This window comes from Paraglaciecola sp. G1-13 (assembly GCF_055809255.1).
In genome coordinates this window covers 3396568-3412052 of record NZ_CM147903.1, presented here as the reverse complement: position 1 = coordinate 3412052, position 15485 = coordinate 3396568, and the positions used below count along the sequence as shown (strand labels likewise).

The following is a 15485-nucleotide window of genomic DNA, read 5'->3' as shown; positions in this document are numbered from 1 at the left end:
TTATGTAGAACTGCAGCAAGTAATATGCATAATGCGTTTATTACTTGCTCGTTTACCGCAAATAGGAATATCAACCAGACATGGCTGCCAAGGAACCGCACTTTTGTTTGCTGCACTTTACCTTCGCCTCGAAGGCCTGCTTACTCTTCTTGGTAATTAGTATTCTGAACGTGGTAAATGCATCAGACAGTCCAAGCCTCCCTCACGCTAATCAAGACGATTTGCATCAGCCTAATGATGCTCGCGTCATATATACGGATGACCAGAGCGCTGCCCCTAAAGCTTTTGAAGCGGTGAATAAGCGGATACGCTTAACAACGGGCCAAAGCTACTTCCCTTTTATATCCGCCAAGATGCCCCACGGTGGCTGGTCTCAAGCGCTTGTAACACGTACGTTTGCAGAGATGGGGCTCAATGTTGATATACACATTTTGCCATGGAGTAGGGGAGAAAGATGGACTACAGAGCAACGTTTCCTGGGGACATTCCCTTATGTCTATTCTGCTCAGCGGGCTAAGAAATACTATTTTTCTAAGCCTATCAATTTTATCCCAGTACGTTTCTATGTCAGTAAGGCATCGAATTTTACTGATGTACAACAATTGAAGGATAAACGCTTATGCTTACCTTACGGCTATTCGGCCGAATTTGTGAAAGGTGGTGTAGTGGAAAGTCTCAATTTGAAGATTAATCGCGTGGTTGATGGCGCCGCATGCATAGGACATGTGCAGCGGGGGTGGAGTGACGCTGGCCTGACAAATGACTATGTTTCTGTGAATGAGGTCAATAATGACCGCTTAACAGACAGTAAGCTGGTTGTGCTTAAAAAGTATGTAGAGCAAGTGCCTTTGCATTTCATCATTTCAACGTCTTACCCCGAAGCGAAAATGTGGATGGATAAGTTCGATCGCGCGTTTCAACGTTTGATTAAAAGCGGTGCGAAAGCGGAAATAGATAACAAGTTTATTCGACTACTCGACTCAAATTCATCCTAGGTATATCAACCCTCAACCCCTTATATCTCCTATTTCATAACACTTTCAAACCGCTACATCTACAAAGTTCATCTGAAAACGTTTTCTGTAGAGCATACAGCGCGAGTTAACATGTTTTAGCGTATTGCATCATAAGTGGGTGGGACTTATAAATATGCCGATCCCTCAAATGTAGAAACAGTGTCGACTTTTTCGGCAGATTTTCACCAAAGATAGTTACGCTGCATTTCACTCATTTACTAATGCATATTATCTTGACTCGATGGAATTTGCAGACACTAGCGCTATTTTTGTGACCCATTAAGCTTCATCCTGAATGGTCATTATGCACACAGTGGCGACGTTGCAGCTTGATATAAGCCAATTATTAGTAACAGTCTGCCTGATAGGTGCAGCAGTATCATCGTATACGATACGTACTGTAAATGTTTTCGTTTTCATCAATTTTCATTCGCTATGCTTTGGATCTCAATATTTTCAGGTTACTTTGTTAACCTATATCTCATTGTTCTTGTATTTAATGCACGACTTCTTGTCGTTATTTGCGCATGTTGCACAGTGCTTCACATATAATTTTAACGCTTATTTATCTACTTTTATTAACATTTTAACGTTTTAGGTATAGGCAAACATATAATTATTAATATTTTCATTGTCCATTTTCTCCCTTTGTTTATAAGGCCTTTGTTAAGTTATAGCTATCTTAACGCCGAATTTGTCATATTAGTCACCGATTTTGTGATACCCACACTGGTCGAGTTTGTATTAATGTATTTGTAACATTTCATTAGCTTGATAGTGATGTTTGAAATTAAATGGCTTATCGACTAAAAATGTTGACGAATTGTTAAAATAAACCTAGCATTATGAAAACGTTTACATTGGTGGTTGGACGAGACTCAATTGGGTAAACGCAAAACATGTATTTATGCCCTGAGGGTATTGATGTTACAGCGACCGCGCAACGTATTTGGGAAGACCGGCTTTCATTAATGAAAAATAAAAAAGTGGTCAAGAGCAGTAGCTGACTTCCAATTTGTATGGTTTAGGTTAATTCTACTAATAGAAACACAAAGGACGCACAAAAATGAACACATATGCGAAATTTAATAAGTCACTACTGACCAAGAGTATTTCAATACTGCTTGGTACGACAGTACTTGCTCCTGTGGTTGCCGTTGCTCAAGAAAGCGCGAATGACTTGGAGGTAATCCAAGTACGAGGCATGCGCTCGAGTATTCAAGAATCTATGGGGATTAAACGTGATTCTGCTGGTGTGGTTGATGCCATTTCTGCAGAAGACATAGGTAAGTTTCCTGATACTAACTTAGCGGAATCTTTGCAACGCATCACGGGTATTTCTATTAGTCGGAGTAACGGTGAGGGAAGCCAGATTACGGCTCGAGGCTTTGGACCTGATTTTAATATGGTGACGCTAAATGGTCGTGCCATGCCAGGTGCTGCTATTCCTGGCGGTGGTGGCACGCCAAATTCACGGGCTTTTGATTTTGCCGATTTAGCCTCTGAAAGCGTGCGTGGTGTGGAAGTTTACAAAACTGGTCGTGCTAGCATAGCAACGGGCGGTATCGGGGCAACCGTTAACATTAAGACGGCGCGCCCATTAGACGCACTGGAAAGCGGCTTTACCGGCTCTGTTGGCGCAAAAGCATTGATGGACACCACTAACCGTGTGGGGGATGACGTAACGCCTGAAGTATCAGGGTTCTTTAACTTTGTTGATGACGACGGCATTTTTGGTGTGTCTTTATCTGCCAGTGTACAAGAGCGTGACAGCTCAGCAGTGGGTGCATTTGTTAATGAATGGCGTGTTAACCCATACGAGGGCAGCATTCCACAATCACCTAACCAAACCGATCCTAATTTACCTGGCTTTAATGGGCCAGCGGTGGTGGTAAACAATGGTCCAGCAGACGGTCAACTGTTTGCCATCCCAGCTGATTTACGTTACTCAATTGCTGATCGTGAACGTAAACGTACTAATGCGCAGCTTACTTTTCAATATGCCCCATCAGAAGATTTAACCGCAACCCTGGATTACACCTATTCAAAACAGGACCTATACGAGGCTCGCGCAGAGCAATCCATCTGGATGGATGATGGCTACTTCTCAGAGCTTACCTTTGACGACGAAGTGGTTAAAACCCCTATATTGATTGAACAAGAACGCCGTGATTTACTGCCGCGGGATTTGGGGCTAGCCATTCAGGAGCTTAACCAAGTCAATGAAAACAAATCTGTTGGCTTTAATGTTGAGTACCACGTCAACGACAGCTTAGTCATGTTCTTCGATGTGCATGATTCATCAGCCGAAGGGCGCCCAGATGCACCTTATGGTACCTGGACTAACCTAGGGTTAGGGGCCAATGTTAACCGTGGGCAGGGGGCTGACTTCTCTGGTGATTTCCCTATCATGACGGTAGATTTTGATGACGCTGCGCGTGACAACTTAAACGGTAATGGCGTGCTTGACCAAGATGATGTAGGTACTGCAATTCTTGATATGAATTTTAATTCTCAGCGCACAGATATCACCCAATTCCGTTTGGATGGTGAGTACTCATTTGATGATGGCGGGATTAATTTCGGTGTTGAATCGCGCTCAATGGAAAGCACGTCACTGCAATCATTAACCAGACGTACCATGGGTAACTGGGGTATCGAAAACCCGGGTGAATTGCCAGCGGACTACTTAACGCCGTTTAGTTTTGCCGACGAGTTTGATGACTACAACACCAACGGCATTTTCAGCCAAGGTTTCACTGGTGATGTAGCACAGATTGGCGCATTTGCCGCGCAGGAATACGGCTTCGCATTTGCAGCCGATAACCCGTTCGCCACTAACCGCACAATTGAAGAAGACATATTTGCGGCTTATGTAGAGTTTGAATTAGACGGAGAGTTAGGTGGTCGTCCGTACAATATCCTTGCGGGTGTTCGTTACGAAAGCACTGATTCTACATCGGTCGCTAACATTAGCTTGCCCAGTGCAATAGCGTGGGAAGGTAATAACGATTTTAATGTGCGCTTTGGCTCTGAGACTCAAGACGTGGCTGTTGATTCTGACTACGACCATATTCTACCTAGTATTGATTTTGATATTGAAGTGATGGATGGCGTTAAGGCGCGTTTGTCTTACAGCAAGACCATTGCTCGCCCAACGTACAATAACTTGAGCGCGGCAGCATCCGTGGGCACGCCAAGCGGTCCAACGCTAATCACCCAAGGCGCAACTGCAACCGCTAGCTCAGGTAACCCCTCTTTGGTGCCACTTGAATCTGACAATATCGATTTATCCGTTGAATACTATTTTGAAGATACCAGTTATGTATCGTTAGGCTTCTACGATAAACGAGTGAAGAACTTTATTGGTAACGAGCAGGTGGAAGAAAGCGTATTCGGTCAACGTGATGCGACCGCTGGTCCACGTGCAGAGGCTGCGGCCGCTGAACTTGAACGTATTGGACAACCGTTAACCGATACTAATTTGTTTAACATGGTGGCAGCCATGGAAAACAACATCGCTTATGACTCGTTAACCATAGAGCAATTCGAAGCCCAGTATGATGTGTTACCTAATGAAGATGACCCATTCTTAACCTTTATTAATTCAAAACCAGTGAATAATAAGAACGCCAATATTTATGGCTTCGAGCTGGCTGCTCAGCACTTCTTCGGAGACACGGGCTTTGGTTTACAAGCTAACTACACCACAGTCAATGGTGATGTAAGTTACGATATCACTGCTAACCCATCGGTAACGCAATTCGCGTTAGTGGGCTTAAGTGATACGGCAAACTTGGTGGCCATGTATGAGAAAGATGGCTGGCAGGGGCGTATTGCTTACAACTGGCGTGATAAGTTTTTGGACACCACGAGTCAATACGTGAATGAACCGGGCTTTACCGAGTCTTACTCGCAAATCGATTTTAATGTGTCGTATCAAGTGAATGATGATTTATCTGTATTCCTTGAAGGGATAAACATTACGGATGAGAACAGTCGCCGTCACGGGCGTACGTCCGCTCAATTATGGAACTTGGAACAACTTGGCGCGCGCTACGCGCTAGGTGCCCGATATACGTTCTAATGTGTAACAAGTGTGTACCTGTAGGTCTGCCGAGTTAATCGGCATTTAAAGCCGCGATTTATCGCGGCTTGTTTTTTAGTTATATTGAAACAAGAGCTTTAGAAAAGAGCTTCAGCAAAGAGCTTTGAATCTAACGTATTCAACCTAATTATATGGATGGCGAGGTTAGTCTTGAACAACGAGAAAACGCAGAGCACCCAGAATGGGCAGAAACGACAAAGAGTACAAAAAGTGGTTATCGCTGGTGGTGGAACAGCAGGTTGGATGGCTGCTGCTTCGCTATCTAAATTACTGGGAAAATCACTCGATGTCACCTTGGTTGAGTCAGACGAGATTGGCACGGTAGGGGTAGGCGAAGCCACTATTCCGCCCATTCGAACACTACACAAACTGCTGAATATCGACGAGCAAGCATTTATGCGAGCCACCAATAGTACCTTCAAACTGGGGATTGAATTTAATAACTGGGGACAAAAAGATGACAGTTATATTCACTCCTTCGGTGTCACGGGAAAAGAGTGCTGGGCTGGGGAGTTCCATCATTTCTGGCTACGGGGAAAAGAGCTGGGAATAGACGTCCCTTTCGGGGACTACTGCTACGAGCTTCAGGCTTCAAAGCAAGGGAAGTTTGCCTTCTCTGCAAATGCGCCAATGAACTTTGCCTACCATTTAGATGCCACGCTATACGCTAAGTTTCTACGGAATTTTTGCGCCGATTCGGTGACTCGAATTGAAGGTAAAATTCAACAGGTTAATAAGCATCAAGAGAGTGGCTTCATTCAATCTTTAACACTTGAATCAGGTCAAGTTGTTGAGGGAGACTTTTTTATTGACTGCACCGGATTCAAAGGTCTGCTGATAGAAGAGGCCTTACATACCGGCTACGAGGATTGGTCACACTGGTTACCGTGCGACAGCGCAGTCGCGGTGCAAACTCAAGCCAATTCTGATCCTCTACCTTATACCCGTGCTACCGCCCATGAATCTGGTTGGCAGTGGCGAATTCCGTTACAGCATCGCGTAGGCAATGGCATGGTATTCTGTAGCCGATACACGAGTGACGACCAAGCAAAAACCACTTTACTCGCTAACCTGGATGGCGTCCCCATTAACGAACCCAGAGTGATTAAGTTCAAGACCGGCCGCAGACGCAAGGGCTGGAACAAAAACTGTGTGGCATTGGGATTAGCCAGTGGGTTTGTAGAGCCACTTGAGTCCACCAGCATTCATTTGATTATGACAGGCATCGTACGACTAATGCGCTTGTTCCCCTTCGATGGTGTGTGCCAATCCACCATTGATGAATACAATGAAAAACTCACCAGTGAACTGCACAGTATTCGTGATTTTATTGTATTGCACTATAAGGTTACCAATCGTGATGACTCACCGTTTTGGCAGCATTGCCAAAGCATGGAAGTGCCTGCATCTTTGGCCCACAAAATTCGCTTATTTAAAGAAACGGGGAGAGTCTTTTTAGATGATGGCGATATATTCCGCGTCGATTCTTGGACGCAAGTCATGTTGGGGCAAGGCCTAGCGCCAGAGCAGTATCACCATATCGTGAATGAAATGAATAAGGATGAGTTAACGCGCTTTTTAGCCGGCATGCGCAGCGCAATAGAGCAACGAGTTGCCCAATTGCCTAGTCATCAACAGTTTATTCAGCGCTATTGCAAAGCGTCATAAGCACTAGCAGGCAGAGTGACGGGTAGGCCGCGAATACGCAACAAAGGAAAACATAAAGGAGTTGTTGCGTGTCATCCACTTAGATGGGGTAGTATAAAGAGTATTGTGCCAAAGCGTCCGTAAATAGCATGTCATGTTTAACATGGGTAGTCACAAATGAGTAACCGCAGTATCAAAAATATCGTTGTCGTCGGTGGTGGCAGTGCAGGTTGGTTAACCGCTGGGATCATTGCCGCAGAGCACCAATGTGGCTCACAGCAAAGCAAAATTAGCGTCAGCCTAATTGAATCACCCGATGTGAATATTATTGGCGTGGGGGAGGGAACTTGGCCTTCAATGCGTAACTCTTTGCAGCGCATGGGGATTAGCGAAACTGAATTTATTCGCCACTGCGGCGCAGCGTTTAAACAGGGCTCAAAGTTTGTCGGCTGGAAAAACGGCGCAGACAATGACTTTTACTACCACCCTTTTGTGATCCCAAGCGGCTACGGCAAAGCAAATCAGTACAGCGCGTGGAAAACCTATGCCTCTGAGCATCCTTTTGCTGACGTGGTTTGTGCGCAAAGTCATATTTGTCAGGCAGGGTTAGCCCCAAAACAAAACGCTACCCCTGAATATGCAGGGGTGCTCAATTACGGTTACCACCTTGATGCAGGCAAATTTGGGCAGTTAATCCAGCAGCACTGCGTGGCTATGCTAGGCGTTCGCCATATTCAAGATCACGTTGAAGGAGTGATCAGTCACGATGATGGCGACATTAAAGCATTACAAACGCGTCAAAGTGGTGAGCTAACCGGCGACTTATTTATCGATTGCACAGGGGCGCGTTCGTTATTACTAGGGCAACATTTTAATGTGCCATTTATCGATAAAAGCGACGTGCTGTTTAACAACAGTGCTATGGCGCTGCACGTGCCATACACTAATGATGATGACCCTATCGTCTCGGCGACCGTATCAACTGCCCAAGAGGCCGGATGGATATGGGATATCGGCTTACAAGACCGACGAGGGGTGGGGTATACCTATTCTAGCAAGCATACTGACGATGAGCAGGCGCAGCGAACACTTAAAGCCTATGTGGCGCAGTCTATTGGGCCTGAACGTGCTGATGCGCTCAAAGCACGAAAGATCAATTTTGAACCTGGGCACCGTAGTCATTTTTGGCATAAAAACTGTGTCGCGGTTGGCTTGTCAGCGGGATTTTTAGAGCCCTTAGAGGCATCTGCATTAGCATTAGTTGAGCTCTCGGCTACCGCCATTGCTGAAAACCTGCCTGTAACAACAGAGCATATGAAGGTTACCCAGGATAACTTTAACCGACGATTCCTTTTGCACTGGGAAAACATAGTCGAATTTCTAAAGTTGCATTATGTTTTAAGCGCGCGCAGTGAGCCGTACTGGCATCAAATGCGTGCACCTGAGTCGATATCCCCACGGCTTAGATCATTACTCACGCAGTGGCGTTTTCAACCACCTAGTCGCAATGACTTTGTGCAAAATGAAATCATGTTTCCATCAGCTAGTTATCAATATGTTTTGTACGGTATGGGCTTTGAAACCTTGAATGATGTGTCATCAAGGGAATTTGACACGCCACAAAGTGCCGTCAAACACTTAAAGGAAAACCAGCAGCATGTGCGCAAACTCATGGCTGGGCTGAAAAGCAATCGTCAATTGCTCAATCACGTTGAGCAGTACGGTTTTCAAAAAGTGTAAGCGTTTGAACGGTGTTGCAGTGTACATAGGCCACTGCTTTAGTGCGCCTAGACTGTAACGACCAGTAAGACAAAAGCACCTTAGGCATACCAAAATTGGTCTAGTGTCGGGTCTAAATAGTTACCTTTCAATATTCTAATCTTCGCTCTAGCGTTCGAATGACTGCTCTATCTTAAGCGGCTTAAAGAAAAATATACAAAAGCCTTGAAAACGTTTTCATTTGCATTTAACGTTACGCTAACAATCACCTAAGACTAGGTTTATCACCACGTTAATCTTGTACTGTTGTTACAAAGACAGTCGCCCCAATAGCACTGGAATAGGAATAATAACTATGCTTCAACGCAGCCAGTATCCCGTCAACAGCACGCATCATTTATGAAAACCTTACCCTTATACGAAAAAATTGGCTACGCCATGGGGGACGCGGCTGCGAATTTGGTCTGGCGTGGCGCCTTAGCTTACTTAGCTGTGTTCTATACCGATACGTTTGGCTTGGCAGCGTCTGCTGCGGCTATTTTATTTTTGGTGGTGCGCCTGACAGATGGTGTAACAGACATCATCATGGGGATGATTGCTGATCGTACTCACACCGCTTGGGGTAAATTTCGACCTTGGATTTTGTGGTCTACCCCTTTTTTAGGGGCGTTTATGGTGCTGTGCTTCACCACACCAAACTTGAGTGACACAGGCAAATTAGTTTATGCCTATTTGACCTACATAGGTCTGACGCTGGCGTACACCGTTAATAACGTCCCTTATTCTGCTTTGATGGGGGTGATGACCGAAGATGATAAAGAGCGCACTAGCTTGTCTGGATTTCGTTTTGCTGGTGCCTTCGTGGGAGGCTTATTTGTGATGGGCTTTCTGCCAAGCCTAGTAGCTATGTTAGGGGCCGGTGACGACGTGCAAGGGTATCAGTACACCATGTATGTGTTCGCAGGCCTATTAATGGCTCTTATGGTGACATCCGTCGCGACGACAAAAGAGCGGGTTATTCCCATTGAACAAGTGCGCGGCAGCTTTCGCAGTGAGTTATGGGATTTAGCTAAGCAATCTCCTTTTGTACTTGTGCCACTGCTCTCAATGAGCCTATTTTTCTATTACCGCAATCTTGCGACTGGCGCTCTGTTTGTGCTGGTTTTCGCAACCGCTACCTGGTTGGTGCGCCGGATGTTAAATCGTCCTCGAGGAGATGTGTCTGGTACCCAGCAAGACATGCTCGATCTATTGACGAATCGCCCTTGGCTTATTCTACTTGGGATGGGCTTTCTTACTATGATGTTCAACGGTATTAAGTACAGCGTGATTGCATATTACTTCAAGTACTTTGTGGGCGATGAGTTACTCACAGGCCAGTATTTTATCGCCTTGTTGGTAGTGTCAATCATAGGTGCACTGTGCACTAGCTACTTAGCGAATAAGCTTGGTCGACGAAATTTGTTTATTGTTGCCCTGCTTCTTAGTAGTGCCCTAACGTGCGGGTTTTATTGGATACCAGGGGAAGACATTGGCTACATATTTATTCTCGGCTGTAGCGCGGAATTTTTTGCTGCAATGATGCCAACCTTATTCTTTAGCATGTTAGGTGATGCCGCTGATTACTCAGAATGGCGGAACGGTCGCCGGGCGACCGGCCTTGTATATTCCGCGGGGACCTTTGTGCAAAAAACCGGTAATGGTTTTGCAGGCGCGTTGGTGCTGGTTGTGTTGGCAGGCTATGGCTATGACGGTATGGATGCGAGCACGATTGAAGCCTCACTCCCTGGCATGCAACAGCTTATGAGCTTTATTCCCGCAGCTTTTGGGTTAGCCGGAGCATTGCTGATGCTGTTTTATCCATTAACGGATAAAAAGCAACAGCTAATGAACACCCAGCTTATTGAGCGCAGAAACGCCATTCAAACTAATCATCAATAGCGCTTTGGCTTTTAGGCCGCGTATTTACTTAGAGAGAGTTTTCCCATGATCGAGCCATCCACTGATGCCATGAACACCGAATTTGGCTATTTTGATGATCAGCAAAAAGAATACGTCATTTCCACGCCGTTTACGCCAACCCCATGGATAAATTACCTAGGTAACGATGGGTTTTACGGATTAATTTCGAATACTGCTGGTGGTTATAGTTTTTATCAAGATCCCAAGTTTCGCCGTTTAACGCGTTATCGCTATAACAGTGTGCCCGTCGATACGTCAGGCCGTTATTTCTACTTAAAATGTGATGATGAGATTTGGTCTGCCTCGGGCCGACCTGTGGCTAACCAACCCGAAAAATACCAATGCCGACATGGTATGGGTTACAGCCGTTTTCTAGTGAGTCACCAAGGGATCAATTCTGAACTTACTTGCTTTGTACCTTTAGGTGAAAAGGCTGAAGTGCATCGATTGACCCTTAAAAATACTGGCGCTAGGCACCGAAAAATCAGTTTGTTTTCTTATATCGAGTGGTGTTTGTGGAACGCCGAGGATGACGGCACTAATTTTCAACGGAATTTGTCCACTGGTGAAGTGGAAGTAGAAGACGGTGTTATTTATCACAAAACCGAATACCGCGAGCGCCGAGATCACTATGCATTTTACTCGGTTAATCAACCCATCAGCGGGTTTGATACCGACAGAGAGTGTTTTTTAGGGCCCTATCGAGGTGTTGAAAACCCCTTATGCGTTGAACAGGGCCAGTCTGCGAATTCTCATGCCCATGGCTGGTCGCCTATCGCTTCACATCATGTAGAAGTCGAGTTAGCGCCGGGTGAAGAGCGTACCCTAGTGTTTGTTTTGGGTTACTGTGAAGTGGAAAAAGCTCAAAAATGGCAATCTCCAGGGGTCATCAATAAAACGCCGGCGCAAGAACTGATCAAGCGCTACGCCGATAACCACAGTGTGCAACGGGCGTTAGATGATTTGGCGACACACTGGGACACCTTGTTGGGTAACTTTCAAATTAACAGCCCAAACAAAAAACTTAATCGCTCACTTAATATTTGGAATCAATATCAGAACATGGTGACTTTTAATTTGTCACGCAGCGCTTCATTTTATGAATCAGGGATAGGGCGCGGCATGGGCTTTCGTGATTCAAATCAAGATACCATTGGTTTTGCCCATATGGTGCCGGATAAGGTCAAAGAGCGAATTTTAGATCTCAGTGCGACGCAAAAATCAGACGGCTCGGCTTATCACCAATATCAGCCTCTGACTAAAAAAGGTAATGCCAACATAGGTGGCAACTTTAACGATGATCCCATGTGGATGGTGTTATCAACGGTTAATTATATTAAAGAGACGGGGGATTTTTCGATTCTCACTGAAAAGGTAGGGTTTGACGGTGATGAAACTGGTGAGCCAGACCATTTTGAACATTTGAAGCGTGCTTTTGAGCATGTGGTTAACAACCTTGGGCCCCATGGGTTACCGTTAATTGGCCGAGCAGACTGGAATGATTGCTTAAACCTTAATTGTTTTTCTGACGATCCAAACGAATCCTATCAAACCACCCAGCGCGGTAAGTCTGACGTTGCAGAGTCTTTGATGATCGCGGGTCAGTTTGTGCTTTACGGCCAAGATTTTGTACAACTCTGCTTGCAACTAGGTAAGGCTGAACTGGCCCATTATGCACAAAAGCAAGTCGATGCAATGCGCGATGCTGTGCTCAAGCATGGTTGGGATGGCGAATGGTTTTTGCGGGCCTACAATGCCAAGGGCGAAAAAATAGGCAGTCACGAAAATAAAGAAGGCCAAATATTCATAGAATCTCAAGGGTTCTGCGTGATGGCAGGAATTGGCATGCAAGATGGCAAGGCACGCCAAGCACTCGATTCTGTTGCAAAACGATTAGCCACGCCCCACGGCATCATGCTGAACCAACCAGCGTTTAGCGAGTACGATAAATATTTGGGGGAGATATCTTCATACCCGCCCGGTTATAAAGAGAACGCGGGCATATTTTGTCATAACAATCCGTGGATCATGGTGGCAGAGGCCATGCTAGGGCGGGGCGATAAAGCACTCGAATATTTTTCCAGTATTTCGCCTGCTTACTTGCAAGACGTTAAAAGCCTGCATAAAACAGAGCCCTATGTGTACAGCCAGATGATTGCTGGGACTGATGCTGCAACGCCGGGCCAAGCCAAAAACTCATGGTTAACGGGTACAGCGGCTTGGTGCTATTACGCGGCCAGCCAATATATATTGGGCATTAAACCGGACTATGCGGGCTTAACGATAGCGCCTTGCATTCCTGCTGACTGGCCTAGCTTTGCTGTGTCGCGCCGCTTCAGAGGTGCGCATTATAGTATTGAGGTACGTAATCCCGATGGCCTTGGGTCAGGCAAGGTGCAGCTAGAAATTGATGGTAAAAAAGTGCAGGGCAATCTTGTTGATTACAGTCAATTCAACGGTGAGCATCACGTGATCGCGACAATCGTCGGTTAAGCAGAGCACGCTAGCGGTCTGTTGAGGTGTGAATAACGCCCTCGCTGCATAAGCATCGTGGGCGTTTTATGACCTTTTAATTGCCTTTATTCGGTTAAGAGCCAGTATAGGTATTGAACGCTTTTGTTCCCCACAAGGGAACGGTCGAAAGACTATGTTTAAAGCTGCCTGATGTCTCTTTCGTGGAGTAAGAAACATACATTAGGGTTTGACTGCGGGCATCAAAAATTCGGCGTATTTTCATGCTTTTGAAAAATACACTTTTGGATTTTTTGAAGACCACATCTCCGGATTCTGACTTGTCGATTTGGGCAATCATTTCTGGGGTGATTTCCCCAGTTTGACGACAAGCGATAGAGCTGTCCGATGGATCGGAAAAACTAAGATCGGCCTCAATGCTCGCCACATGGCACGTTACACCACTGACAATGGGGTCTTGCAGTATATTTAGCTTAATGTCTTTGGTGGTGAATAAGCCTAAGCTCACATCACCCACTTCGTTTGAATCACATGCACTTAACAGAAATACACTGCTGATGACGACTAGTATTTTATTCATATCTCACTCACTAAGGGGATGTTTCCTTTAGTGTAATGGATTTTTGATGGGATAAATATCTTGTTAAGTATCGTCAGGCGCAGGGCCTGTACTTTGGCGAACGACTAACTCAAACGGCAATTCAACGTATCTTGCTCGATCAGATTTACCCGATAGTTGCTCTAGTAACAGCGCCATACATGCCTTGCCTATATCTTCCAAGGGCTGGTGGATAGTGGTCAGGGCTGGGGTCATTAACCTAGCGTAGCGAATATCATCAAACCCCATGATAGATATGTCTTGGGGAATGCGAAAACCATTCTCTTGCAAGACACTCATGGCGCCGATGGCCATATCATCACTGAAGCAAAACACTGCGGTGGGCCTAAGGCGTAATTTGAGTAACTGCTCCATGGCGCCGATGCCTGAATCTAAGCCGTAATCTCCGCGAATGATTAACTGCTCATCTACCTCGATGCCGGCGTTATAAAGTGCGGCTTGATAACCTTCTAAGCGCTCGAGCGTGCTAGGTGTGTCCCGCGGGCCCATGACGGCAGCAATACGCGTGTGACCAAGGCTTAAAAGGTGCTCAACTGCTGTACGAGCCCCAGCGTTATTATCAATCATGACTTTGCTAATGCCTTCGATAGGGATTGATTCACAAGAGTTGACGATAGGAGGCAGTTGTTTAGCCGCAGGTTGATTTTCATTGAGATTAAATGGCATGTGGAAGGTGAACAAGAGTACACCGTCTGCTTGGCCTGATTGCGCCATATTCGCATAGTGCTTTTCACGCTCTGCTAAGCCTTGGGTGTCACCCAGCAAAATAGAATAACCGGCTTTTTGCGCTTCACTTTCAATCGCGCGGATGATACCAGCATTAACTTGATTGGTGATGTCCGGCATGACAACGATAATATTGCCACTTTTTTGGGTGCGCAGATTGGCGCCGAACCGACTCGGGGTATATCCGCCTTCTTCGACTGCCTTCATGACTTTTTTGCGGGTTTCTTCACTGACAATATCGGGATTGCGCAGTGTCCGCGACACTGTGGCTGGGGATACCCCAGAAATAGCTGCAATGTCCTTAATGCCTAACTTAGCCAAAAAATTCTCTCTTGTTCGATAGCCGTGATTAAGCATAGGTTAGCCGCAGAAAAGCAACCTGTAAACGTTTTCAAATTGTCTTAACTGGAATGCAAAACTATCAGGTGAAAAAACTAATATGAATCAGAGTGTTATATTATTTTCGGCGTAAATGATGTTAGCGGGAAATGAAAGCAAAAAGACTTTTCATTTGTATGATAATTATGCACAGGGTGCGTAGCCACGCATTAACCATGGCTACACTGCGATTATTGATAGGCAGCGTGTCTAGTGCTGCCAAGCGGCTTGTTGGTCTTCAAATGCTTTAATTTTGGCATCAAGCTCTAAGGTTTGTCCAATAGCATCTAACCCCTTAATCAAGTTGTTTTTATGGTGAGGGGCAATATCAAAACCTATCACCTGATCATTAAAGCGCACTTGTTGTTGGGGTAAATCTACCACGACCTGACATGCTGGATCTTGTGCAACAGCGTCGAAGAGGGCGTCTATTTGTGCACTTTCAAGTTGTACCGGTAATAGACTGTTATTGATGCAGTTACCGTAAAAAATATCAGCAAAGCTGGTCGCGATAACCACTTTAAAGCCGTAATCATCGAGGGACCAAGGCGCATGTTCACGGCTTGAGCCACAACCAAAGTTTTCACGGGTCAGCAAAATACTGGCCCCTTGGTGCTCTGGTTTATTTAACACAAAATCAGGGTTTGGCTCTTGTTCGTGAAGATCCAAATAACGCCAATCATGGAACAAATGCTTTCCGTAACCGCTTTTCGTCACTGACGTTAAAAACTGCTTAGGAATGATTTGGTCAGTATCGACATTGGCTTGATTTAACGGCGCCACATGACCTGTATGAACGCTGATGCCAGCATTAGCTGGGCTAGATTGATTGCTCATG

The 15485-nt window shown here is 45.5% G+C and carries 9 protein-coding genes; 6 read left to right on the top strand and 3 right to left on the bottom strand.

Annotated features, from left to right (window positions below):
* Positions 1 to 80: 80 nt before the first annotated feature.
* From AC0L6N_RS14555 to AC0L6N_RS14530, 6 genes are all read left to right on the top strand, one after another.
* Positions 81 to 995, top strand: a complete 915-nt coding sequence (locus AC0L6N_RS14555) for a substrate-binding periplasmic protein (protein ID WP_473475458.1) — start codon at positions 81 to 83, stop codon at positions 993 to 995.
* Positions 996 to 2082: 1087 nt separating this feature from the next.
* Entirely contained in the window at positions 2083 to 5103 is a 3021-nt protein-coding gene (locus AC0L6N_RS14550; RefSeq protein ID WP_473475456.1) for a TonB-dependent receptor, read from the top strand.
* Positions 5104 to 5259: 156 nt separating this feature from the next.
* Positions 5260 to 6792, top strand: a complete 1533-nt coding sequence (locus tag AC0L6N_RS14545) for a tryptophan halogenase family protein (protein WP_473475454.1) — start codon at positions 5260 to 5262, stop codon at positions 6790 to 6792.
* Between the two features lie 156 nt (positions 6793 to 6948).
* Positions 6949 to 8511, top strand: coding sequence for a tryptophan halogenase family protein (locus AC0L6N_RS14540; protein WP_473475452.1), 1563 nt, complete (start codon positions 6949 to 6951; stop codon positions 8509 to 8511).
* A 378-nt stretch (positions 8512 to 8889) separates the two neighbouring features.
* Positions 8890 to 10431, top strand: coding sequence for an MFS transporter (locus AC0L6N_RS14535; RefSeq protein WP_473475450.1), 1542 nt, complete (start codon positions 8890 to 8892; stop codon positions 10429 to 10431).
* A gap of 45 nt (positions 10432 to 10476) precedes the next feature.
* On the top strand, positions 10477 to 12945 hold the full coding sequence (locus tag AC0L6N_RS14530; protein ID WP_473475448.1) for a glycoside hydrolase family 94 protein: 2469 nt from the start codon (positions 10477 to 10479) through the stop codon (positions 12943 to 12945).
* A gap of 94 nt (positions 12946 to 13039) precedes the next feature.
* On the opposite strand, the gene AC0L6N_RS14525 is transcribed toward AC0L6N_RS14530, so the two are convergent.
* The 3 genes from AC0L6N_RS14525 to leuD form a co-directional block, all read right to left on the bottom strand.
* Positions 13040 to 13504, bottom strand: coding sequence for a CreA family protein (locus AC0L6N_RS14525; RefSeq protein ID WP_011576009.1), 465 nt, complete (start codon positions 13502 to 13504; stop codon positions 13040 to 13042).
* A 63-nt stretch (positions 13505 to 13567) separates the two neighbouring features.
* Positions 13568 to 14590, bottom strand: a complete 1023-nt coding sequence (locus AC0L6N_RS14520; RefSeq protein WP_473475445.1) for a LacI family DNA-binding transcriptional regulator — start codon at positions 14588 to 14590, stop codon at positions 13568 to 13570.
* 267 nt (positions 14591 to 14857) lie between these two features.
* Positions 14858 to 15484 (bottom strand): 3-isopropylmalate dehydratase small subunit, encoded by a 627-nt coding sequence (leuD, locus tag AC0L6N_RS14515; RefSeq protein ID WP_473475443.1) that lies wholly within the window; start codon positions 15482 to 15484, stop codon positions 14858 to 14860.
* Position 15485: the final 1 nt, after the last annotated feature.